The organism is Enterococcus alcedinis (assembly GCF_014635985.1).
GTDB lineage: Bacteria > Bacillota > Bacilli > Lactobacillales > Enterococcaceae > Enterococcus_I > Enterococcus_I alcedinis.
Window position 1 is genome coordinate 369,399 of record NZ_BMDT01000001.1, and the last position, 23,587, is coordinate 392,985.

General features: G+C 35.5%; 27 protein-coding genes. 18 read left to right on the forward strand and 9 right to left on the reverse strand.

Translation table 11 applies throughout. The features are described 5' to 3' along the window. Nucleotides 1-100: 100 nt before the first annotated feature. The 8 genes from IEV09_RS01750 to holA all read left to right on the forward strand — a co-directional run bounded on the left by IEV09_RS01750 (nucleotide 101) and on the right by holA (nucleotide 10,884). A complete protein-coding gene (locus IEV09_RS01750) occupies nucleotides 101-1,036 on the forward strand; it encodes an AAA family ATPase (RefSeq protein WP_188366534.1) in 936 nt (311 codons plus the stop codon). A gap of 3 nt (nucleotides 1,037-1,039) precedes the next feature. After that, nucleotides 1,040-2,047, forward strand: a complete 1,008-nt coding sequence (locus tag IEV09_RS01755) for a DUF58 domain-containing protein (RefSeq protein WP_188366535.1) — start codon at nucleotides 1,040-1,042, stop codon at nucleotides 2,045-2,047. Then, nucleotides 2,037-4,214, forward strand: coding sequence for a transglutaminase-like domain-containing protein (locus tag IEV09_RS01760; protein WP_188366536.1), 2,178 nt, complete (start codon nucleotides 2,037-2,039; stop codon nucleotides 4,212-4,214). Before IEV09_RS01755 ends, IEV09_RS01760 begins: the two co-directional genes overlap by 11 nt. Before the next feature lie 146 nt (nucleotides 4,215-4,360). Beyond that, a complete protein-coding gene (locus tag IEV09_RS01765) occupies nucleotides 4,361-5,614 on the forward strand; it encodes an amidohydrolase (protein WP_188366537.1) in 1,254 nt (417 codons plus the stop codon). Beyond that, nucleotides 5,611-6,834: an amidohydrolase gene (locus tag IEV09_RS01770; RefSeq protein ID WP_188366538.1), complete on the forward strand. Its 1,224-nt coding sequence runs from the start codon at nucleotides 5,611-5,613 to the stop codon at nucleotides 6,832-6,834. The genes IEV09_RS01765 and IEV09_RS01770 overlap by 4 nt, the downstream gene beginning before the upstream one ends. Before the next feature lie 227 nt (nucleotides 6,835-7,061). Next, on the forward strand, nucleotides 7,062-7,574 hold the full coding sequence (locus IEV09_RS01775; RefSeq protein ID WP_188366539.1) for a ComE operon protein 2: 513 nt from the start codon (nucleotides 7,062-7,064) through the stop codon (nucleotides 7,572-7,574). Between the two features lie 187 nt (nucleotides 7,575-7,761). Beyond that, on the forward strand, nucleotides 7,762-9,810 hold the full coding sequence (locus tag IEV09_RS01780) for a DNA internalization-related competence protein ComEC/Rec2 (RefSeq protein WP_188366540.1): 2,049 nt from the start codon (nucleotides 7,762-7,764) through the stop codon (nucleotides 9,808-9,810). A gap of 45 nt (nucleotides 9,811-9,855) precedes the next feature. Beyond that, nucleotides 9,856-10,884: a DNA polymerase III subunit delta gene (gene holA / locus IEV09_RS01785; protein WP_188366541.1), complete on the forward strand. Its 1,029-nt coding sequence runs from the start codon at nucleotides 9,856-9,858 to the stop codon at nucleotides 10,882-10,884. Nucleotides 10,885-10,928: 44 nt separating this feature from the next. Here holA and rpsT read toward each other — a convergent pair whose 3' ends face one another. The 8 genes from rpsT to IEV09_RS12795 all read right to left on the reverse strand — a co-directional run bounded on the left by rpsT (nucleotide 10,929) and on the right by IEV09_RS12795 (nucleotide 17,285). Continuing rightward, nucleotides 10,929-11,183 (reverse strand): 30S ribosomal protein S20, encoded by a 255-nt coding sequence (rpsT, locus tag IEV09_RS01790; protein ID WP_188366542.1) that lies wholly within the window; start codon nucleotides 11,181-11,183, stop codon nucleotides 10,929-10,931. A 215-nt stretch (nucleotides 11,184-11,398) separates the two neighbouring features. Next, nucleotides 11,399-12,544: a site-specific integrase gene (locus IEV09_RS01795; RefSeq protein WP_188366543.1), complete on the reverse strand. Its 1,146-nt coding sequence runs from the start codon at nucleotides 12,542-12,544 to the stop codon at nucleotides 11,399-11,401. Between the two features lie 406 nt (nucleotides 12,545-12,950). Continuing rightward, on the reverse strand, nucleotides 12,951-14,291 hold the full coding sequence (locus IEV09_RS01800; RefSeq protein WP_188366544.1) for a cell envelope integrity TolA family protein: 1,341 nt from the start codon (nucleotides 14,289-14,291) through the stop codon (nucleotides 12,951-12,953). Nucleotides 14,292-14,344: 53 nt separating this feature from the next. Continuing rightward, nucleotides 14,345-14,629, reverse strand: a complete 285-nt coding sequence (locus IEV09_RS01805) for a hypothetical protein (RefSeq protein WP_188366545.1) — start codon at nucleotides 14,627-14,629, stop codon at nucleotides 14,345-14,347. Nucleotides 14,630-14,704: 75 nt separating this feature from the next. Next, entirely contained in the window at nucleotides 14,705-15,265 is a 561-nt protein-coding gene (locus IEV09_RS01810) for a hypothetical protein (RefSeq protein ID WP_188366546.1), read from the reverse strand. Between the two features lies 1 nt (nucleotide 15,266). Further along, nucleotides 15,267-16,244 (reverse strand): exonuclease domain-containing protein, encoded by a 978-nt coding sequence (locus IEV09_RS01815; RefSeq protein WP_188366547.1) that lies wholly within the window; start codon nucleotides 16,242-16,244, stop codon nucleotides 15,267-15,269. 97 nt (nucleotides 16,245-16,341) lie between these two features. Then, the gene (locus tag IEV09_RS01820) at nucleotides 16,342-16,809 is read right to left on the reverse strand and encodes an ImmA/IrrE family metallo-endopeptidase (RefSeq protein WP_188366548.1); all 468 of its coding nucleotides are present in this window, start codon (nucleotides 16,807-16,809) and stop codon (nucleotides 16,342-16,344) included. A gap of 14 nt (nucleotides 16,810-16,823) precedes the next feature. Further along, complete coding sequence (locus IEV09_RS12795) at nucleotides 16,824-17,285, reverse strand: helix-turn-helix domain-containing protein (protein ID WP_188366549.1); 462 nt, start codon at nucleotides 17,283-17,285, stop codon at nucleotides 16,824-16,826. A gap of 136 nt (nucleotides 17,286-17,421) precedes the next feature. Here IEV09_RS12795 and IEV09_RS01830 point away from each other — a divergent pair, with 136 nt between their 5' ends. Both IEV09_RS01830 and IEV09_RS12800 read left to right on the forward strand, forming a co-directional pair. After that, the gene (locus IEV09_RS01830; protein ID WP_188366550.1) at nucleotides 17,422-17,691 is read left to right on the forward strand and encodes a helix-turn-helix transcriptional regulator; all 270 of its coding nucleotides are present in this window, start codon (nucleotides 17,422-17,424) and stop codon (nucleotides 17,689-17,691) included. Beyond that, nucleotides 17,692-17,826 (forward strand): hypothetical protein, encoded by a 135-nt coding sequence (locus IEV09_RS12800; protein WP_268234642.1) that lies wholly within the window; start codon nucleotides 17,692-17,694, stop codon nucleotides 17,824-17,826. A 16-nt stretch (nucleotides 17,827-17,842) separates the two neighbouring features. Here the strand turns inward: IEV09_RS12800 and IEV09_RS01835 are convergent, their stop codons facing one another. Continuing rightward, on the reverse strand, nucleotides 17,843-18,454 hold the full coding sequence (locus IEV09_RS01835; protein WP_188366551.1) for a hypothetical protein: 612 nt from the start codon (nucleotides 18,452-18,454) through the stop codon (nucleotides 17,843-17,845). A 211-nt stretch (nucleotides 18,455-18,665) separates the two neighbouring features. Here IEV09_RS01835 and IEV09_RS01840 point away from each other — a divergent pair, with 211 nt between their 5' ends. The 8 genes from IEV09_RS01840 to IEV09_RS01875 all read left to right on the forward strand — a co-directional run bounded on the left by IEV09_RS01840 (nucleotide 18,666) and on the right by IEV09_RS01875 (nucleotide 23,575). Further along, nucleotides 18,666-18,851, forward strand: coding sequence for a helix-turn-helix domain-containing protein (locus IEV09_RS01840; RefSeq protein ID WP_229731642.1), 186 nt, complete (start codon nucleotides 18,666-18,668; stop codon nucleotides 18,849-18,851). Nucleotides 18,852-19,224: 373 nt separating this feature from the next. Beyond that, the gene (locus IEV09_RS01845) at nucleotides 19,225-19,521 is read left to right on the forward strand and encodes a hypothetical protein (protein WP_188366552.1); all 297 of its coding nucleotides are present in this window, start codon (nucleotides 19,225-19,227) and stop codon (nucleotides 19,519-19,521) included. A 55-nt stretch (nucleotides 19,522-19,576) separates the two neighbouring features. Then, the gene (locus IEV09_RS01850; protein ID WP_188366553.1) at nucleotides 19,577-19,810 is read left to right on the forward strand and encodes a hypothetical protein; all 234 of its coding nucleotides are present in this window, start codon (nucleotides 19,577-19,579) and stop codon (nucleotides 19,808-19,810) included. 388 nt (nucleotides 19,811-20,198) lie between these two features. Further along, complete coding sequence (locus IEV09_RS01855) at nucleotides 20,199-21,005, forward strand: rolling circle replication-associated protein (protein ID WP_229731643.1); 807 nt, start codon at nucleotides 20,199-20,201, stop codon at nucleotides 21,003-21,005. A 21-nt stretch (nucleotides 21,006-21,026) separates the two neighbouring features. Then, nucleotides 21,027-21,545 carry a Holliday junction resolvase RecU gene (locus IEV09_RS01860; RefSeq protein WP_188366555.1) on the forward strand — a complete coding sequence of 173 codons (519 nt, stop codon included), beginning with the start codon at nucleotides 21,027-21,029 and terminating at the stop codon, nucleotides 21,543-21,545. Next, nucleotides 21,542-21,847: a hypothetical protein gene (locus IEV09_RS01865; protein ID WP_188366556.1), complete on the forward strand. Its 306-nt coding sequence runs from the start codon at nucleotides 21,542-21,544 to the stop codon at nucleotides 21,845-21,847. The genes IEV09_RS01860 and IEV09_RS01865 overlap by 4 nt, the downstream gene beginning before the upstream one ends. After that, nucleotides 21,844-22,269, forward strand: coding sequence for a Cas9 inhibitor AcrIIA9 family protein (locus tag IEV09_RS01870; RefSeq protein ID WP_188366557.1), 426 nt, complete (start codon nucleotides 21,844-21,846; stop codon nucleotides 22,267-22,269). Before IEV09_RS01865 ends, IEV09_RS01870 begins: the two co-directional genes overlap by 4 nt. Next, nucleotides 22,262-23,575: a PcfJ domain-containing protein gene (locus tag IEV09_RS01875; RefSeq protein WP_188366558.1), complete on the forward strand. Its 1,314-nt coding sequence runs from the start codon at nucleotides 22,262-22,264 to the stop codon at nucleotides 23,573-23,575. Before IEV09_RS01870 ends, IEV09_RS01875 begins: the two co-directional genes overlap by 8 nt. Nucleotides 23,576-23,587: the final 12 nt, after the last annotated feature.

The window sequence follows — 23,587 nt, forward strand, 5'->3', positions numbered from 1 at the left end:
GAATTAAAAATAATAATACATTAAGAACCCATATCTCTTCGTTTAAAACAATTTAATATGGTAGGATAGACTTACATAATATTTTTTGGGAGGCGATGTTTTGAGTGAAGAAAATTTGGCTAGTATTACAAGACTAATCGATGAAGTTGAAAAAGTTATTTTAGGAAAGCGACAGGTGATTCAATTAACAGTAACTGCGTTATTGGCTGGAGGACACGTCTTGTTTGAAGATGTCCCGGGGGTTGGGAAGACAATGCTAGTAAAAGCCCTATCTGAAGCAATACATGGTCGGTTTTCACGTATCCAATTTACCCCGGATTTACTTCCTAGTGATATTTTAGGCGTGTCGATTTTAAATAGACAAACGAATGCTTTTGAGTTTCGGAAGGGCCCTGTTTTTACTGATTTTTTATTAGCCGATGAGATTAACCGAACAACACCGCGCACGCAAGCGGCGTTATTAGAAGCGATGTCGGAAAATTCTGTGACAGTAGACGGGCAAACATTTCACTTGGCGGAGCATTTTTTTGTCCTCGCTACTCAAAATCCAATTGAATACGAAGGAACGTATCCTTTGCCAGAGGCGCAACTCGATCGGTTTTTATTTAAATTGGCAATTGGGTACCCTTCAGAAGAAGATGAATTGCGTTTAATGACTGGAAAGCGAAGTACGCCCAATATTGTTTCACAAGTGATGAATGAAAATGAAATAATTCGTTTGAAAGAACAAGTTGATAGAGTTTACATCGATGATATTGTCGCGAAGTATGCTTTAGCGCTTGTTCAAAAAAGTCGAACACATCCAGAGGTAGAACTAGGTATTAGTCCTCGAGGTAGTATGGCGCTTATTCGTGGTGCGAAAGCCTTTGCTATGACGGAAGGACGAATGTTTGTCACGCCAAAAGATTTTCAAATACTCTTACCTGCTGTGTTCTCGCATCGCCTACAATTAAAGTACGGAAGAGTTGTTAATAAAAGAGGTGATGAGATCTTGAATGAAATCTTAGAAAGTGTTCCTGTCCCGGTTAGGAGGTAAATAGTGAAATATTTCAAAATTATAGGAAGAGTCGTGTTTATTATTCTTGTTTATCTTTTTGTTTTTCTCTATGCGATTATATTTACGAATGATACGGGATGGGTGCTTTTTATCTTTTTTTCGTTATTATTTTTATTCGAGTGTTTGTCGCTAATCAGTCCGTTAAGGATGCTCAAAGTAAAAAATACAGAGCGGATACATTTAACCGTTAATGAAAAAAAATCGATTAATTTAGTCATTGGACGTGCAATGAAACTACCTCTTTATTTCGATACATTGCGTGTAACATTTCCAGAAATTCAACAGTATCGCGCACTAACAAATTATTTTGGGCAAGAAAAAATGCTTCAAATTGATTGGGAGCCTTCTCAAAGAGGTGTAATAGAAAATCAAAGTCTTTTTCTTCAAACGAGTGATTTTTTTCGTTTATTTATCAAGCAGCGCGAAATGATTCTTCCTGTTGAGTGGATTGTCTTGCCTGAAAAACATCCACTTATTAATGAAGCAATTGCTGTAATTGAGAAAGTAACAAACAAAAAAGCGTATGGAGAAACCTCTTATACCTTGAAAAACTATCGAGAGTATCGCGAAGGTGAATCAACAAAGCTAATTGATTGGAAAACTTCGAGTCGTATGGAAACCCTGATGACACGTGAATATGAAAGAGATGAGCCGATCCAATGGCTTTTTGTTTTTTATGGTATTGAGAGCACCCATTTCGAGGCATTGTTGAGCCTGTTTTATACGTTATTTAGAACGTATAAAACATCTGCAAGATTCATGTTAATTGGGGCGAACGGAGCTAATAGCCAGTTAGACTCACTGGTTGATTTTTCGAAAGTACAACCCGTTGGGAGTATTCCTGAGATTCCGTATCGACAGACTGAAAGCGTCTGTGTCTTCGTACCCGAATTATCGGAAACGTTAACCAGAGTTTTTCAAGAAAAACGATTTCACTTGATTTCATATGAAATACTCGTCGTTAAAGGTGGTGCAACTAATGTTGACTAGGATTCAAAAGAAATTTGTTCTAAGCTTTACTTCTTACTGGGCTTTTTCAATAACGTTTTATCAGTTTTTACTGATTTATAAATTTGAGCATAAAAGTATTGGTTTTGTTAATGTGGCACTTCTTAGTTTGACGGCGTTATTAATCCCGTCTAAGCTACTACGCTATCCTACTTACATTGTTAGTTTCCTGGGCGGTTTATATGTATTAATCCCCATGTCTCAGGTTACTTTTTCTTCGTGGTTGGAAACATTTTATACAAAGCTTATCGAAGCATCGCAAATATTCGTGAGTGGGAGGGCTAATTTTTTACCTCATGAATTAGCTGTTGTTTTACTATTGTTTACAACACTCGTTTTAATTGAACTTGTTGTCGAGTATCAGCAAGTTTGGCTAAGCACAGTATTTCTCGTAGGTTATTTACTTATTTTAGCTATTTACAATCGTCAAGATTTTTATTTCCCGTTGGTTTTAGTCCTATCTATTAGTCTATTTCAACAATATTATCTAAAAAATCAAAAAATGCCACAAGAAAAATCGAATCATGTAGTCTATATTCTACTATTGCTTGTCCTCTCGTTGGGTGCGCTTAATCTTCCGAAAGAAAAGATCGAGCGACCGCTTTTATCTGTGAGTGGTTCTTTTCGCAATTGGTTGAATGATAAAGGAGTATATCATTTTATTGAAAAACAAGGTTTACCACAAGCGTCAAGAACAGGATTTAGCGAGAACGACGAACAGTTGGGCGGTCCGATTTTTGATGATAATCAACTTGTTTTTGAAGCGTTGCAAAAAAATGCCCATTATTGGCGTGTGGAGAGTAAAAGTATCTATACAGGAGAGGGGTGGCAAAAAAGTCCATCCGAAAACAGTCAACCTGAAAGAACGATGAACGAGCTCACTCTTACCACTTTGGACTACCAGCAACGTTTGGATCCACCTGAAGAAATTCAGCTGACATTTTCGGGAGATGAACGATACATTCCATTGCCTTATGGTCGAGTGACATTAGCGCTTCAAACAGATACACCTATTGAGTTGGCCCATTCGATCCGTTCTGGTCGTGTCAATACAGAGGACTCCTTAAAAGATATTTCAGTTCAAATGGATTGGCAAAATTTAGACTATACGGTAGATGATTTAGCTTTGGTACCGTTACAACTACCGAGAGGTTCAGTTGATTATTTACAACTTCCAGAATCTTTTCCTGCATCGATTCGTCAATTAGCAGAAGAGATTGTAGAAGGGAAATTGAGCTTAATTGGACAGGTACAAGCGATTGAGGATTATTTGAAAAGTAATGACTTATTTCGTTATTCTAAAATTGATGCGACTTATCCGGAAAAAGGGAAAGATTTCGTCTCACATTTTTTGTTTGAGTCACACGTCGGTTATTGCGATCACTTTTCAACCTCGATGACTGTGATGCTACGTTCGATTGGTATTCCTGCACGTTGGGTCAAAGGCTTCGCGTCAGGTACGCCAGTTTCTATTGAAGAGGAAGGAACACGTTATGCGGTTCGTAACAACGATGCACATTCTTGGGTAGAAGTTTATTTTGAAGGGTATGGTTGGTTACCCTTTGAACCAACACCCTCTTTTTTACAGCCATTACAAGAAGATGTCTCTGAAGACGTCACAGAACTACCCTTGATAACTGAAAGTACCGAGTCGGTTGCTACTGAAGAATCCAATGAGACCGTTGAACAGTCGAGTCAAGTAAGTGTATCAAAGGAAGATTCATCAGAAGTGAAAACTTCAGTAGATAAAAACAAAGAAATATCAATCCGTAAAGTTGTGAGTTATCTGGTAGCAGGTCTTTTGATTGCACTTATCGTAGTTTTCGTTTTGTATTTACGTAGATGGTTTGTTTATTTGACAATTCTTTTACTCCTAAAGTTAAAGAAACAACCATTTGAATGGGCATATCGTTTTCTTTTAAATCGATTAGGGAGACGAAGTAAGAGGGTTGAAAATCAATCATTAGCTGACTATGCGATTTTGATTGAACAATTAATACCGAATTTAAATCAAAAATTTATCGAGTTAACAAAAGAATATGAGCGTTATTTGTATGATCGGAAAACGAGACTATCAAAGGAACAAATAAAATTAATTAAAGCGGTTGCCAAAGCATTGAGTAACGGGAAAAATGAAATTGAAATCTAGCGGCTTATCATCTGCCTAGCAGAGAATAGGCTGCTTTTTTAGTTAATTAATCCAAAATAACGGACATTTTTTTGTTGAAATCACTGAATAAATGGAATTTCAAGCTGTTATAATAGTAAGAAAGAGAAAAAAGGGGAGGGAATCGAATGAAATTATTGATAAAAAATGCTCGATTAGAAATTGGCTACGACTATCTGGGAGATAGCGTTGTGGGAACAAAAACAGCTATAAAAGACGTATTGATTGAGCGAGGTATCTTCGTTGAAATTACCGATCAATTGGAAGTAGCAGATATTGATACGATTGATGCTAAAGGTCAATTGTTATTACCATCGTTAAGAGAAATGCATGTTCATTTAGATAAGACGTTTTTTGGTGGGGATTGGTCGGCACCAACTATGCCCGTTAATGGAATCTTTACAAGAATTTCCGAAGAAAATGACATGCTTCCTGATTTGTTTGCAACTGCTGAAGAACGTACACGCTATATGATTGAACACTATATTGCTAATGGTCACACACATATTCGAACACATGTAAATGTGGATCCGACGATGAAAACGTCTCATGTTGAAAAAACCAAACGAATTTTGGATGAGTATCAAGATAAAATAACCTATGAAATCGTGGCATTCCCACAACATGGCTTGTTACGAAATGGCGAAGAGTTTTTATCTGTTTTTGAAGAATCATTGAAGATGGGAGTCACTCATATCGGTGGTGTTGATCCCGCGACGATTGACCATAACATTAATGGTGTACTGGAACAAACGTTTGATTGGGCCGAAAAATATGGCTTAGCAATCGATATTCATTTACATGATGGGGATACGTTAGGAGCGTTCGAGATTCATCGCATAATTGATCAAATCGAAGAGCGCAATTTTTTAGGAAAAGTCACAATTAGCCATGCTTTTGCTCTAGCTGGAATTTCGCGAGTAGAGTTAGCGGATCTAGTGAGCCGTATGGCAAAGAATAATGTAGACGTTGCAAGTTCAATTGCGATTGGTGCCTCTGCAGCAATTACTTTACCGATTCGCTATTTGTATGAAACAGGAGTGCCAGTTTCACTTGGTCATGATAGCTTAATTGATCATTGGTCGCCCTTTGGGACAGGCGATACGATTCAAAAATTAAATATGACCGCTAAACGATTTAATTGGATTGATGAGTGGCATTTGGGTCAGTCATTAAAATTTGCAACAGGTGGTATCACGCCATTAAATGAAGAAGGACAACAAGTTTGGCCGAAAATAAATGATGCTGCTAATTTAATATTAGTCGACGCTGTCAGTTCAGCCCATTTAATTGCTCGCCAATGTCCGATTTCAACTGTTCTTTCAAAAGGCGCAATTATTTATCAAGATAACTTTGAATTGAGAGGGGGCTACCGTGGATGAACTGGCTAAAAAATGTTCGGTTAGAAACGAGTGAAACAATTGATAAATATGGACGGATTCAGACAATGACTGAAATTTTCAATCTTGAAATCGATTCTAATGGCAGAATCGCAAAAATAATTCCAAGCAGAGACAGCCCTTCAGATCAAAATAGCTTTGATGCAAAAGGGAAACTGGCTTTACCGGCATTTAGTGATTTGCACAATCACTTAGATAAAACATATTTGAGTCTCCAGTGGAAGGCATCTCGTCCTGCCAAAAATCTAGAAGAACGTTTAGCGATGGAAGCAGAAGAGTTGGTTGCTTTAGCTGAGACGATTGAGCAACGAGCCGACGCGATGATCCAAAAGCATTTAAGCAATGGAGTAAATCATATTCGTACGCATGTGAATATTGATCCTTTTATTGGCCTAGAAAACTTATATGGCATCAAACGGGCATTAGATAAGCACCAAGATTATTTGTCTTATGATATTGTTGCTTTTCCACAGCATGGATTATTAAAACATCCTGAAATGCCTGACTTGCTAAGAGCTGCATTACAGCAAGGAGCAACAATGTTAGGCGCTTTAGATCCAGGTGGGATTGATAAAGACATTGAAAATTCTTTGCAAATGACAATGGATTTGGCTAAAGAATTTAATGTGTCGGTCGATATGCATTTACATGATCGAGGACAATTAGGTTATTACACCATGAGACATTGGTTGAAAATAGTGGATGAGCAAGATTTTAAAGGAAAAACGAGTTTTAGTCATGCCTTCGGATTAGCAGGCATTAGCACTGGGAAACAGCAGTTATTCGCCAAGCAATTAAAAGCACATGATGTGTCTATCTTGACAACGATTCCAATTAGTATAAATAGTCAATTGATTCCAATCGATTGTTTAACTGAATCCGGTGTTTTTGTTGGAATCGGTTGTGATGGATTCTATGATTCTTGGAGTCCGTATGTATCAGGGGATGTCTTAGAAAAAGTCCGTGAATTTTGTGAATATACCGGTAAAAAAACAGAACGGGAATTACGAGAAAGCTTGAAATATGTGACAAAAGGAATCACGCCGTTAACTTCAGAGGGAGTCTATCAGTGGCCAAAAGTTGGTGATGAGGCAAGTTTTGTTTTATTGGACGCTTCTTGCAGCGCAGAGGCCGTTGCTAGGGTCAGTCAAACACAATCTCGGACTTTAATTAATCGTGGCAATATCTACTTAAATAACTAATATGCTATGACCTTCAAAAAATACAATTTTTGGAGGTTTATTTTATTTGGTTAATTAAAATAAACATGCTGACTATTGCGAAGATACTAATAAGACCTTGTGGAGTGTTCATTGACATTTAAATCGCAGATGTTGGAGTAATGACTGCTGTGTTAAAAGCAGTTGGAATTTTTCTGTTTTTCTGCTAGGATGACACTAACGAATCAAATAACCTAAAGGAGCACTAAATGACAGACATTAATCAAGAATCTATACCTATTGATAAAAGAATTCCTTGGGACCAATATTTTATGGCTCAAGCTGTTTTGTTGTCTTTAAGAAGCACGTGTACACGTCTAGAAGTCGGTGCGACGCTAGTTAAAGACAAAAGAATCATCGCAGGCGGCTATAACGGGTCAGTAAGTGGTGACCATCATTGTATCGATGAAGGTTGTTATATAGTTGATGGGCACTGTGTTCGTACAATTCACGCTGAAATCAATGCCTTATTACAATGTTCTCGCCTAGGTGTTTCAACAGATAACGCCGAGATTTATGTAACCCATTTTCCTTGCTTACAATGTACAAAGTCCATTCTGCAAGCAGGGATTAAAAAAATTCATTATTTAAATGATTACCGCAATAATGAATATGCAAAAGAATTAATTAAACAAGTTGGTGTAGAAATTCATCAAGTTGCGTTGGATCCAAAATACTTCGAGAAACTTTCTTTTGGCCGTTTAGTAAATAATCATGAATAATCATTGGAAAAATCAACTGATCTTTCCAATGATTATCGCTATCAGCCTGCTATATGCGCTCATATTAAAACAAGTCTTATTTCTGCTGATAACGAGCTATTTTGTTATAACAATCTGCTACAAAAAACAAGTAATCCTAGGGTTACTGAGTTTTTTTGTAGCTTTTTTATTTATCTTTAATGTTTCCATGCGATCTAATCAACAGCCGACAGTTAATCAAGAGATGACCATTGCTATCACGATTTTTCCTGATACGATTAAAATCAATGATTCCTTTGTAACATTCGAAGGGAAAACGAAACAAGGGAATGTTTATGTTCAATATCTTACTCAGACAGATCAGGAAGCAGCTCTCTGGCGAATTCGAAAAAATTGGGATAAAGAAATTCAAGTACATGGAAGTTACAAAGATAGTCAAAGTGAACGAAATCAGCATGGTTTTAATCGCAAATGGTATGAATTTTCAAATCATAAAATCGGAACTTTTCAAATTGAAAAGATTTTGGCAAAAAGAAAAATAAAGCATTGGTTTTCGGGACGGAAAATTCGTGCACAAGTTATCGATTGGGTAGAGTCATCTTTTTCTGGAAAAGTTGCGACTTATATTAAAGCATTGTTGCTAGGTTATCGGGATCAAGAGTTCCAAGAAATAAGAGAGGCCTATACGAGTAGCGGAATTCTACATCTTTTTAGTATTTCAGGTATGCATATTTCAATTTTTTTTGGCTGGTGTTTTTATTTGTTTCGTAGAAGTTTATTAACTTTTGAGGAGTTTGCGATACCATTTATCATATTGATGTTTTTTGCTGTTATTTTATTTGGACAAGGCATAAGTATTTGGCGGGGAATGTTGATGTATCTTATTCAATTCCTATTTAAAGAAAAACAAATTTATTGGTCGGCACTCGATCGTTTCTCCCTGATGTTGTTCATTTTATTATTAATAGAGCCCAAGTCACTGATTCAAACGTCCGGTGTGCTATCAATATTGTTATCTCTAATTATTTTATTGAGCGCTGAATATCAAAAAAACACTTTTTATTATAGTATCGAAATCAGTTTGTTGGCCAGTCCGATTTTAATGTTTTACTTTTATGAAATACCTTTATTAGGAGGAGTCTTAACGGCTGTTATCGCGCCGTTTTTTAGTTTACTTTTATTACCAAGTCTAGTCATACTCTGTCTTTTAGCGGCAGTTCACCTTCCGATTAATTGGATTGTGTCATTTTATAATCAAGGGTTAGTATTTTTTGAAGATTTCCTACAATTTTCTGACCAATTTGTGATGATTACTGGAAAAATTCAGCTATTGAGTCTATTTTTCTTGCTACTTGTAGGTGTGGCGACTTATCAATCAAAGAAATGGAAATATCGCTATTTTATCTTGCTTTTCATATATATCCTCATTCCTCGTTTTCCGCTCTATTCTTCTGTGACATTTGTTGACGTGGGGCAAGGAGATAGTATTGTCTTGCAAAGTTTTGGGAACCGGGAAGTATACGTCATTGATACGGGCGGAAAAATGAATTTTTTTGAAAATGAAGAGCAGACGGGACCCTCTAATGCGAGCTATACTTTGATTCCTTTTCTTAAAGGTGAAGGGGTCCGAACGATTGATGGTCTTTTTTTAACCCATGGAGATTTTGATCATGCGGGTGACCTAGAGGATATTTTACGAGAATTTCAAGTGAAGGTATTGTATTTGTCTGTCGGAGCATTACAACATAAGAATATGGTAAACCTAGATAAGCGTTTATTAGAGAAGACGAAGGTGAGGGAATTAGAACAAGGGGAGAAAGTTGGAAGAGTTATTAAATTTGATGTGTTAGCTCCTACTAAAAAAGGAGCTGGGAATAACGAAGATTCGTTAGTACTTCAGACAAGTATTAATGATCTGCGATTTTTGTTTATGGGAGATTTAGAAAAAGAAGGCGAAGTTCAACTTTTACGGAACTATCCTACAATTCAAACAGATGTCGTCAAATTGGGACATCACGGCAGTCGGACATCGAGTACTGCTCCATTTATCGAAGCGATTAATGCAAAACATAGTATTATTTCCTGTGGTCTAAATAACCATTTTAACCATCCGCATCCAGAAGTTTTAGAGACGCTTGAAAATCATCGAGTACGAGTTTTCCGAACAGATCAGGAGGGGATGATTCGTTATATTTGGGATGGATCAAATAAATTACCTAAAATAAAAAGAGCGCTAGTCAATCGTGGTCCTTCATGATAGGATAAATAGGGAAACGATAGGAAAGGAGCTCGAACACAGCGAATGAATATGCAAGCAGTATTACAACAGATAAAGCAAAAACCATTAAAAAATATTTATTTTGTTTTAGGAACAGAGAGTTTTCTACAGGAACAAGTACGAGCGGCCTTCTTAACACGTTTAAACGTTGAAGAAAATGATTTGAATTTTAGCCAATTTGATTTGAAAGAGACGCCCGTCAGTCAACTTTTGTTAGAAGTTGAATCGAGCCCTTTTTTTGGTGACAACCGTTTAGTATTTGCTGAAAGTCCTTTCTTTTTAACGACTGAAAAACCAAAAAATGCACCTGAAAATGATTTGGATGCTCTGATTGAATATTTGGAGAACCCGCTAGACACAACAATTTTAGTTTTTTGGATTGCAGCAGACAAGATGGACGAGCGTAAAAAAATTACGAAACGCTTAAAAAAACATGGTCAATTAATCGATGTACAACCACTGAAGGAGGCCGAAGTACGTAAATACTTACAACAAACGATTGCGAATGACCAGCTAACCTTTACAAGAGAAGCTTTTGATTTATTCTTCTTTTTGACCGATGCTTCTTTATCCAAAGCCATGCAAGAACTGCAAAAAATCCGCTTATTTGCTAGTGAGGAACGTCAAATTACGAAAGAAGTAGTCCAAGCACTTGTACCAAAGTCGCTTGAACAAAATGTCTTTGACTTAACTTCAAGTGTCCTAGATGGACGTGCACAAGAAGCGTTACGACTTTATGATGATTTGCTCGTACAAGGAGAAGAAACGATAAAGATTAATGCAATCTTGATGAGTCAAATTCGCTTACTTCTACAAGTCCGTTTTTTACAAAATATAGGCCAACAACAAGGAACGATTGCCGAAGTTTTGAAAATTCATGCTTTTCGCGTAAAATTAGCGATGCAACAAGCAAGGAAATTTGAAATTAAAACGTTGGCTCAACTGTATGATGAATTAATTGAAAATGATTTTAAAATTAAAACGGGACAGATGGATAAAGAATTGATCTTTCAGTTATTCGTTTTAAAAACGAGTCAATTGATTCGCAAATAAAACAAAAAAGACAATCTGACGATTAAGTCAGATTGTCTTTTTTATTATTTAGCGATTTTTTTGCTTAGGCGAGATTTGTCGCGGTTTGCTTTGTTTTTGTGAACTAGGCCTTTAGTTTCAGCCATGTCAATTGCTCTAGCAGCTGCTTTGTATAACTCAGCTGCGTTATCAGCTCCAGCTTCAACTGCTTGGTCAAATTTCTTGATAGCAGTACGCATCGCGCTTAATTGAGATGAATTTAGTGCGTTTGCGTCTTCGCTTGTGCGAACGCGTTTGATTGCAGATTCGATGTTTGGCATTTATTTCACCTCCGATAATGAAAGTTCTTATACGAAAAACGTATAAATCAACACTAATTATTATACCTAATGAAAAGAAGCATTGCAATAGTTGTTGTAAAGAATTTTTACTTAACATGAAAAAAGTTTTGTCTAGAAAGCTTATAACAGCAACTTTCTAGCCTATCGAGTGTAAAAAAAGTGGGAGAGGTCTGTGCAAAGGTCTGTGCATTGATTTAAAACCCAACAAAATTAGCAAACTTCAAAGCCGTCTTTTCTTGCTCTTCAGGCATCACATGAGCGTAGATTCCGAGAGTGATTGTGATGTCTTTGTGACCCAATCTTTCGCATACTTCTTTCACTGGAATACCCGCTTGCAATAACAAGCTTGTATGTGTGTGTCTAAAGACATGTGGTGTTATACGTGGTAAATCATACTTCTTAATAATTCGATTCAACCAGTAAGTGACAACCTCACCTTTGAAAACTTGATTGTTTTCTTGTGTGAAGATGAATTGTTCTTTACTTGAAGTATTAAAGCCTCGTTGGAAATACTCGTTTCTTTGGACCATACGCCATTTTTTGAGTAACTTGAGAGTTACATCATCAATACTAATAACTCGCTTACTGGAGTCCGTTTTAGGCTCCTGAGTGACGGTATTTCCATCGAGGTCAACAGAAACCGTTTTGTTAATACTCATCTTCTTATTTTTAAAGTCGATGTCTTCCCATTGCAGTCCTAAAGCTTCGCCTTTTCGAACTCCAGTAAAGGCTAACACACGAAAGAAAACAAATCTCATTTGGTGGGCATCATCCTCAAGACAATTAAAAAAGTGTTCTAACTCCGATTTAGTATAAAACTTTAACTGAGTTTCTTTTTTGACTCTACGAGGTAAGATGGTTTTTCTCATTGGGTTATCGGGAATGATTTCCATAGAGACAGCATATCGTAAAATTTGATTCGCAAGGTGACGATGCTGGGCGTAAGAGTTAATACCTGATTTTCTCAAATCATTGACGAACTTTTGACAGGTGACTACGGACAACTTATCTAAGGACACGTCACCAAGATAAGGTTTGATATAATTCAGATACCAACGCCTATAAGAGTTGGCCGTAGAACCTTTAACGTCCAATCGAATCTGATCAAACCATATATGATATAATTCATCAAACGTAATAGGTTTCTTAATATCTTCAATGCCGTTTTCGTCAATTTCAGTGATAAGATTGGCATACGCAATTTCCGCTTGTTTCTTCGTTTTAAATCCTTGTCGTTTACGATAGACATTCTTACCAGTTCGTGGATGTTTGCCTACATAAGCATTAAACATGTAAGCAGTCGTGCCATCATTTTTCTTATATTTCTTAATATCTGCCATTGAATTTCTCCATTCTACCACCACCGCCAAGTGAACAGTAGAGAAGAGGAAAGTACTTTGCATCACTCCTTTCAATTTGGTAATATAGATATAACAAAACAGGCCTATGATTTCATAGACTTTTTTGCTATGCACATCCACTCAATCTTTGGTAGGGGCGAGGGATGTGTTTATTAATAATAATATCTTATTCTAGAAATTTACAGTAAAAGTTGATATAATTGAGCCAAAAGAAAGGGGAAGATACTAATGAACAGAATTCAAATTTTATTTGGTTACTTGTTTGTCACTAGTTTATTTTACTCTCTTTTTTGGTTTGTTGATTTTTTTGTAACCTTAAATTTAAAGCTTATTTTTGTTGTGCTTTTAATCATTGTAATATTAATTTTTAAAATAAAACAAGGCACTAGTCGTCAGAATCCATTCTCGTTTCATGTGTCTTTTCGAAATGCACACTAGGATCTTCCACCTGTAATTGTTTAATTGACTCGTGTTGATTTTCATCAAAAGTAGGTAGTTTGTATTCTCCATCTTGAATTTCAATTTTTTGAACTGTTTCATGGAACAGTTCTTTTTCTTTTTCATCATCTGATTGTTTTTGAGCATCATCTAGTTCAAGCTGTGTTTGCTTATTTTTCAACTGAAGTGCATGTAATTCGGCTTTTGCTATATCATTTTCAGTTTTTGCTTTTTCTAACTCAAGTTCAGCAAGTTGTTCAACATTTTTTAATTGGGCTTCAGATTTTTTAGCAATTAATTTTTGTTCAATTTTCTGAGCTATTCGTTTAGCACGTTCAGAAGGTAAAAAGAAAGGAATTAAACCTTTAAACTTAACATTTATTCCAATTGCGGAAGTATCTACATCGCCAAATAAAACGCCAATACCAACAAGAATAATAGGAAGGTTATCAGGATTAGTAACAAATTCAATCACACCAGGTGACTGTACATTTGTTTTAATGAAAATCTCTTTACTTTTATCCTCAGCAACTTCAAAAATAGCTCTTTGGAATTGGAACCACTGGTAGCTAGTTATTGGATCAGGTGTATTAACTAAAAGTTGATGATAAAATTTATCATTGTAAATATATGATGTTGCTACCAATTTATTAATATCTTCAGCGTGAGCAGTAATGTCATAGATTGTTTTTTGAGCATGAAGCCCCCATGACAAAGAATTAGGCAAAGTAATTTTTGGAATTTCACGTATCCAATGAACTTTTCTTTTGAAAGAAGAAGGGCATAGGAGAGTTACAGCTTCAGTAAGTCTATCGATATCTGAATCAAATTCTTCAGATACTATTATGCCGATTAAATATTGTTGCGATCTAATGCCAGGAACAATAACGAAATCTCCAATTTTCATGTTATAAACAAAGTTGAAATTACGAGTAGCTGTAATGCTGGCTTTAGTTTTATAGCGAGTGACGTTTTTGTCAAATTCATCTGGCTTTTCTTTATTTAATTCATTTAATACGTCTAAATAAAATTGTGAAGATACGTATGCAGTTTTGTAACTGCTAAGTATTAATTTACTTTTTTCCTCTTCATCTGTATCCTGATATTTAGCTTCGATATCATGCAAGAGGTCTATGTTGATACCATCATTTTCTACAGCTATAAAATTATTTCTATGGAAATCTTCATAATACTTTCCACCATCTGCACGGCATAGCCAATACTGGGTATTATCAGGTATTGATAAAGTGTTAAAAAATATTTCATCTAAATGGGTGGTAGTATTCATGGGAAAAACTCCTTATATTATTTAATTTATCTATCTAGTTTACAAACTTATTTTTACTTTAGTTTGGATAATTTTTCTTTAAATTTATTTAATTTAGGTATTCTATCAGCACGAGTAATAACAACATCGTTTTCAAAAACGTCGATTGCAATATTTAACACTCTTTTGGCATCATCAATCTTTTTTAATCTTTTATAAATAATAACTAATCTGTCATAAGGATGATTACCGATAAATCTTGCTGCGACGTTTTCTTCATACAACGCAATAGCTCCGTTGACATCTCCTTGTTTTTCTAAGTCTATTCCTTTTAAATTATTTTCCACCATTTTATCCATAACATTAAAACCCCCAATATATCAGTTTTATAATCTTACACATAGCGATCTATTACTTTTAAAAAGGTATTTCTTTTACTTTGGTTCTTTTACTTTATAAGGTTTAGTAACTACTTGTTTTGGTAAGTCCATCTTAAATTCAATTTTACTTCCTACGTTTTCTAAATCCGTATAGATTTGAAAGTGTGTATCATTTGTAACTTCGATCACTTCATCGTCAAGCATGATATTAGGGACTTCTTTTTCGTGAATTGAATCTTGAGGATACTTAATTTCACCTTTAATTAAAATCTGGTCATCTATTAATTCTTGGGTATATTTAATTTTAGGAAGGTAATGAACATATTTAGCGATTTCATATTCATTAACGAGTGCGCGCTTATACTTCAATTCTCTTTTTTCTTCGTTTCGTAGCAATTCAAAAAAATCAATTTCAAGTGGAGTAGGATCCTCCGTTTTAATAATCGCATCATAGGCGATGAGGTTGATATCGGTCGTAAAATAATAACTATCATTTTCATAAATTGTAAGTAAGATTGATTCTCCAGAAGCAATTCCTAGTTTATTTCTTCTTTCGTTGGGGATGTCATTGAAGAGGAATACTAATCCTGTTTTAGATGTAATTTTCTGTATCATTTTAATTTTTTACCTCCTGTAGTAGACCTAAGAATTCTTCTTCGGTTATCATTCTAATAGGATGTCCATCCTCAATCATTTCCATACACTTTGTTTCTTTAGAACTTCGAACACCATCAGTAAGATTTTTTGCAATCTGTTGACCTACTACTAAGTAATCAGTTGTTTTTGTAACTGACTTAGAAATAGTTCCACCAAATGATAAAATTTTATTTTCAAGAGTTTTACGAGTGAAATTTGCAAAAGCGCCTGTATATGAAAACTTTGTGTCTTCCCAAATTTGAGGATAGTCTTCAGAAATTCTTCTTCGTTTGTAATCCTTGTTCTTCAACGCATTATATATTTCGACAGTCGCTAAAGAGTCATTAAGTGCATTGTGTGCTGTAGTGTTGATCCCGTAATAGTCCATTAGAGTTTCTAATTTATGATTTTCTAAACCTAAAGGAGAGGCTTTTGCAAAACCAACAGTATCTACAGCTAGTAATTGTCTCAAATCCAATCCATTTCTAGCCAAGAATGGTAAGTCAAAAGATGTTATATTGTGTCCGATAAGAGATAGACCATCCAAAAATTCAATTAAACTATCTGCGACTTCATCAAATGAAGGGGCATCTTCAAGCATTTCTTTTGAGATTCCTGTTAGATAGGATATTTGAATAGGAAGCTCAGTATCACCGATATTGACATATGATTCAAAAGTATCAACGATTGTGTCATTTACGACCTTGACTGCTGCTATTTGGGTTACTTTATCATTTTTAGTTAATCCAGTAGTTTCAATATCTAGGCATACGTAATCAGTTGGGAGATCATCTTTGTAATAAAGACGATAGGGATGCCTTTTTAATCCCGAATACACGCTAACAATATGGTGAATAAATCGGTACTTTTCTTCTGATGATAAATTGCTTTGTTCCAATGTTTCTTGTACAAAATTGTCTCTTAAAATATTTCTAGTCATTTCTTCATAAGTTGCCAAACATATTACCCCATTTCTCTGATATAATATATTCAAGAAGTCTTAGAAATAGGGCTAAAGAGCTAAGCGATGCCGCAAACATTGCTTAGCTTATTTTTTATTTTATCCACTTCACCACATCAACGATACCATCTGGGCGGAAGAAGATAGTGTGATCATTGTATTCTAACTTCCCATCGTTAAAAGAAGTGTATACATTCGTTGCTTCATCTAATGTTTCAACAGTGATTCCTAGATACTCAGCGCATTCCCATCTGGTGGATAAGCGCTGGTTAAAGCACTCAATGTAATCAGCAGGGGAGACGACTAAAGTGGCACCTAAATCTCGTGCTTTTTGTTCCTGCTTACGTTTCTCATTTGTATCCTGGGCGGTAATATCACCAACACTCGTTAAATAGTGAGCAATTTCTTCTCCTAACGTGCCAACAAGTTGCTCTTTGGATTGGTTAGGGTTCAGATAGATGATATTGCCTTTACATAACCCTTTAAGTTTTTCAGGCATCCGGTCATTGAATTTGTATTTTAAATTAGGATAGTTGGCCATTAACGCTTCAGTTTTATTCATCATAGCAGTCACCACTAATCTTCATCACGTAAAGAATCAATAAATGCAGTGATCTCATCCATTTCATCTTCAGTTGTATTTTCATCAATGTGTGCAGCAAGCACTTCTAAATTTTTATCTTTATTATCTGTTACTTCTGATTTTTTAAACGGAACAATGTTGTTTTGATCTGACAATTGTTGCTCAGCAAATTCATATACAGCCTTTTGTCTATCAGGATGTAGTTGATTAAATACTCTAGAAATATCATTGTTTTCTTTATAAGTTGTATCAATGTCACTTTTTAGTATTCCAAAAAAGTCAGCTATTTTTTGAATTACTCCGTGGGAAGGATTAGATCTCAGATTCATATAATCACTCATTGTGGAGGGAGAGATACCGATAGACTCAGCAAGTTCTTTTTGGGTTATTTTATTTTCTTTTATATATCGTTTAATATTTGTCGCGATTATCTGATTTCTTGTAATATCATTCATTTTATTAACCTCCTATTATTTCGTATTATACGCAAAAAAATACAAAAGGTAAACATAAAACTACGAAATTTTCGAACTTTTATTTGACAATACGAAATTTTCGTATTATATTGGACTCAAGAAAGGCGGTGACGAGATGAAAACTTTAAAAGAATTGAGAATTGGCTCTAGTATGACACAGGAAGAATTGGCTAGTTTATTTGAAGTTTCTCCGAGGACTATTCAAAATATGGAAAAAGATTCTACAAATATAAAAGATAGCCTCTTATCGAAGTACATAAAAGCTTTTAACATAAGCTACGATGAAATTTTTTTAGGAAACGAATACGAAAATTTCGTATTTTCTAAAGACAAGAAGAAGAGTTTCATAATTTCGTTCACACAGAGAAAAGAGGAGGTGGGATAGGTGGAAAAATTAATAAAAGATATTTTTAAAGAGCAAAAGAAACAAACCTATCTCCTTCAATCTATCGAGAGTAGATTGAAGGAGATAGGGAAAAATTCTAGAAAAATAGAGATAAGCAAAACAGCGAGTTATTGAAATCGGATTTTTATAACTAGAGGTTAAGAAGTTTTGTCAAAAGTTCACTAACCCATACAAGAAGACCATGTGCATCTTCAGGTATGACCAATAAATCTAATACTAATCGAACAGCGAGCAGGAAGGCGATGATTTTTTGTACAGTAGATTGCGACAATTTAGCAGTACTATCAGTATTTTCTATTTCTGTCGATTCTTGGTTCACGGAATGATCGAGACGTTGTTTTTCCTCATAAATTTGGAGCACTATGCGTTTTATTTCAGCAATATCATCGTTTTCTTTGGATTGCTTTTGTGCATCAATAAGAAAATGAGAAAAAATATCATCATCAGTATTGCCCTGACTATCAAGTTTTTCTCTGGTGAGTTGCTCAACAGTCTCGGTGATTAGTTCAATCTTCTCATTTATATTTTGATTAAGAACAGTAATTCTAAAATCAAGACTATCTGGATAGAGGTACTTTAAGTTATTCAATCCAGAGAAGTAATGAGTATTCATTGAAACGTAGTTTGTAAGTAACACTTTCTGAATTTCAAGTATCGAGGGTTGGACGCGTAAATAATCAAGATAAGCATTTTTAGCACTATTGAAAGATGTAGCTTGGGTTAGCTGTATCGAGTTCATCATACTATGGCTTACATCACTAAAAATTCTGTTGTTTTGAATAACTATAGTATTGCTAATTGAGTTAACGAGATTTTGGATAGATTTGGTAGAGCTAGTTGCTCTTTGTACTGCATTAAATAAATCGCTATTAAAGTATGAGGACAAAATATTCACTACCTTTCTAATTTTATTAATGTAAAGGTGGAACGAATGTATAAGGAAGTGGTCATAGGTGAAAGTATTAAAAGAGATAAGAAAGAGTCACGATTTAAATCAGATGCAAATGTCTGAAAAAATAGCTGTTTCTTATTCTCATTATGTAAAGCTAGAAAATGGTTTTGTTAACCCTAGCTTCAATTTACTGAAAAGGATCTATAAGCAATTTAGGGAAGTGGATATGAACGACTTTTTCAAATAAAAAACCATCCGATCTGACACTCGGACGGCTTGCGAAATTTTTAAGAGTCCACAGATGTGTGTCAGCACATCTTCAACACTTCGCTGGTATCGTCGCCCAGCACTGCTGTTGAAAATAATTTTATCATCATTTATTTTGAGCCGACTGCATATGATTCAGTTTCCCAACTAGCCTCACATTCAGGTTCTGTCATTAACCTCTGACTGAGTATTGATACCCCTCGGCTGTAAAGATATCGCGATGACTCTGTTATTGAGACACAGCTGAGTTCAAAACTGCTTTCAAGAACATCAGCCCCTTTCGGTAAATTGAACTATACAACCAGTATAACAAAACATTCTTTCAAAAGGAATAACAGAAGGAGGTGAATCGTATGCAAACAGTACAAGTTGAAGTTAGTCATACACTTTCTCCAGAGCAATTAAATGCAATTAGCCAACAGGTTTATGCAACAACATTAGAAGCAATAGATAGAGCCAGACGAGACAGTGAAATTGATAGTGATTTAATTTTTAGTAAAGCTTCACTGGCTCGATATTTAGACAACTGTTCGGAAAGTTATGTTGAGGAATTACTAGCTAAAGGTTTACCGAAAGGGAAAATGTTATCGGCTCGAAAAACAGTATTTTCAAAACGTGCAGTAAAGGCTTGGTTACTGGAAAATAATTAAAAATCCACCACCGCCAATGGAAACTAAGCTTTTACGATTAGAAAGGAGAGTCAATATGACTTGGAATAAGTTAAAACGGTTGGGATGGGCGTTAATGATTTTCGTTGTTGGTGTTTCAGTTGGAGGCACTTTTCCTGTGTGGGTTAAATTAGTAGTTCCCTGTGCTGCAGTTGCTTGGTTGATTGCTTATGACGAACTAGCACCAGAACGGATGCAGCGAAAAGCGATACGTAATTACTACAAAAATCCTGAAAATTATCGGGATTATGGGGAGCAGGAAGGAGAATGAATAGAAATTGTCTAAAGCTGAGATGCAGAAACGGAGACAATCAAACAAAATTATTTTAAAACAAAAAAAGACTGATCGCCGGGAAGCAAATCAGTCCGATAACAAAACTATTAAATAAATTGTATCACGAAAAAGGGAATTATGAAATACACACAAAACTAAATAAGCAAAAAGGTCAGCGATTTCTCACTGACCTTTGCGTTTGGAACTAATTACCTCGACAAAGTAATTATACCAAACGTATAGAGTAAAAGCAAGATTAACGTTGATATATCAACGTATAGCGAGCTTGTTATAGAGTCCTAACTTGAGACACATGTTAGAAAATATAGCTGAAAACGTGAGGTAAATTATGATGTCGAGGAAATCATTTGTAAGAGAAAGAACAGTGTCGGCCGGTCCACTAAAAGCAGTCAGTATTTACACAAGAACTTTTGAGCAAGAAAGTAAATGTAAAGAGCCAAGAGGAAGGAAAAAAACAGTATCAAGAATTTCTCAAGAAAATTGGAATACGAATAAAAGCAGAAAAAATGCTGAGCTGTTATTACATGCTAATTTTGTCCAAGGCGATTATTATGCCACATTGACTTATAATCATGAGTTTTTGCCTAAAGATTTAGATCAGGCTGCAAAGGACCAGCGAAGTATGATTGGTAAATTAAAAAGATTATATAAAAATGCGGGAGCTGAACTAAAGTACATGTGGTTCACTTCTTACCAAATAGATAAAGATGGTCAATACATGAAAAGGATCCATCATCATTTAGTTATTAATAAATTGCCGAAGGATTCAGGCTTTACACGTGATGATGTCGAGAATTGTTGGTCAGTTGGCGGAGGGAAGAACGCTAAATCAAGAGGTATCGTTGAAACAAAAAGAATTCAAGGTGGTTCTAATGGCCTAAAAAAGATAGCAATTTATTTAACTGGACAAGAAAAATGGATAAACCGTCAATGGGCGAAAGGCAAGAAAAGATGGTCTAGTAGCCAAAATTTAAAAAAGCCAACAGAAACTACCAACGACTCTTGGTGGTCACAACGAAAGTTATCCAATGTAATTAAGGAAAATAATCAAGGCCAAGATATTTTTTCTTCTCGTTTTCCAGGTTATTACATTATCGGTGAACCTCAAATTAGAGAAATTGAGGAATCAGGTTGGCATATATATGTTGAAATGCTGAAGGTTGAACCTTAAAGAAATCAGGAGGGAAACACAATGGGTTATCAAAGAAGAGATATTAACAGAAAAAGTAATTACGATGGCAAGTTTTTAGAGCGATTGATTGAGCAAGGCTGCATTTATTACGAACATAAATGCTTGGCTTTAATCGAAAAGACGCCAGAGCCATTTATCGTTACAAAATTAGGACAAAGAGGAACGTTCAGCGGTCGTTTCACTGGTAGAGCGCAACCTGATTTCAAAGGGACATTAAAAGGTGGCCGTTCAATCGCATTTGAAGCAAAGTTTACCTCTAAAGACCGAATAAAACAGGATGTAGTGACTTTGTACCAATCTGAGCGATTAACTTACCACGAAGCGATGGGTGCAGTCGTTGGTGTCGTTTGTATGATTGGCCGAACGGTTGCATTTGTGCCTTGGTCAACGTGGAAGGAAATGCAATCAATTTATGGCCGTAGGTATATGACGGAAAAAGAGTTAAAAGAATTCCAAGTACCGACACCAGGATACGTTGATTTTTTAAGCGATTACCACAATAAGGAGAAATTGCGATGAAAGATTATGTTGGAGAATACAGAATCAAGCGAATCGAATTTGAAATGTTTTGCGATGTTAGAAAATGGACCATCGACTCTTTTCGGTCAAACGATAAAAATCCTTCGCAATATATCGGGCGATGCATTGACGACGAATGGAAGTTGAGAACCTTCGTAATCACTAAAAAAGGAAATTACATTGAATATTGTGGTCCAGGTAAAGGAACCGTTGGTAAAGATAAGGCGTGGGTGCCAATCGAATACGTGTTAAACAAATCAAAGGAAAGTTTTGATCCAGTGGAAAGGGAGACCGGGCGATGAATCAATTAAAAGAAAAAGCACTTGAAAAGATGTTGGCAGAAATGGCTGACAAACATAGTCGAATGGAAGATACGATTCACAATTGGTTATGTACTCAAGAAGATGATGAATTACTTCAAGGAATTTTAAAAGATGACCGTTCAATCAAAGAATGCAAAGAGTATTGTATTTCTGAAGCTTATAAATATGATGATGGCGAATCAACAGGAGTGCCAGATGAAGTCGTTTTTGGATGGATAAGGAATTACTTTGTCGTGGAAGAGCTGCCGAAGATGGAAAAGAAAATACCAGCAGTGGTAAAAGCACCTGAAATTAAAACAAAAGAGAAGAAACCGCAAAAAACAAAGAAACAACCGAATAAGCCTCAATTTACGCCAGAAGAAGGGGAGCAATTAGATTTGCTGGACTTTTTAAATGATTAAGACAGCGAACGATTATGCAAATAATAAACTGAAGGTTCCAAAAGCATTCTTTGAATGGGCTTATTGCCAAATGCCAACGTATGAATGGCGCAACAAAGAGAAGTCAATTATTGCATCCACTAGAAAACATTCTTACTGTACCACCAAGAAACTCGTTAAAAATTCGAGGCTAACATTCTTTGATAAGAGCAGATTGTTCGTAATCGTACTTTCAACAAGTAAAAGGATTGAGATTCAAACGTGGAATGTCGCTTCATTCTTTGAAAATGGCAAGCAAGTATATAAAGATCGTTTGATTAACTTAGAAGTTTTAGCTGAAGGAGCGCATATTAAGTTATCTCAATCAGATGATAATAATTTTAGATTCGGATTGAAGCCTACTGTGGGGCTATTCTCATATTATCAGCCAGAAGTCTATGAGAATCGCTGGCATGATAGGCTACACAGAGTATCTGAATTGAAATATATTGAACTGCCATTTTTATATGTGGAAGATATCCCACGAGTTTATAAGTACCGCAAACAAATTGAATATGCCCAAAAAATCAATGCGATGCATCTTGCTAATGATATTGCTAACAACAATAACGAGATTGACATGCGGATTGTAACAAAGAATTGGCTTAAAAAATTCAAACCTTTCTTCAAAAATACTCAATATGGTTATAAAGAATATTTGCTGAAGCAAGCGTTAGAGAAAGTCGGTAGTCGTTTTATACCAGGAATTGAAAAATATATGGCTTATAAAGATGTTTCCAAAATTCCAAGAAGCGTAAAGATTAATAAGCTGCAAAAATATTTGATCAAACAAAAAACAGATTTCAGCTATTACCGAGACTATCTGAAGTTGCTGAAGGACTTAAAAACAACTAAAGAAAATATTGTTTATTTTCCAACTGATATAGTCCAAGCACATGATAAAGCAGTCGATACACTCAATGCGACGAAACGAGAATTAGTTCAAGAAGGATTTGTTGCACGAGCGGAGGAGTTAAAAGCACTTGAAATGGTTATCGGTGATTATTCATTTATACTGCCAAAATGTGCTGATGACCTAGTAAAAGAAGGCCAAGCACTGCGTCATTGCGTAAGTAGTTCAGGATATATTGGCGAGCATGTTGCAGGCAAAACAACCATCATATTTGCACGCAAACGAGAAGAACCTGAGAAGTCCTTTTTTACAATCGAGTACAGAAAAAAAAGAATTCAACAAATACAAGGAAATAGAAACAGAGAACATGTACCCGATGATTTACAAAAAGTTGTTGATATTTGGTTAAGAACAGCAAATAAAATTGTCTGCTAAAAAAGATAACGG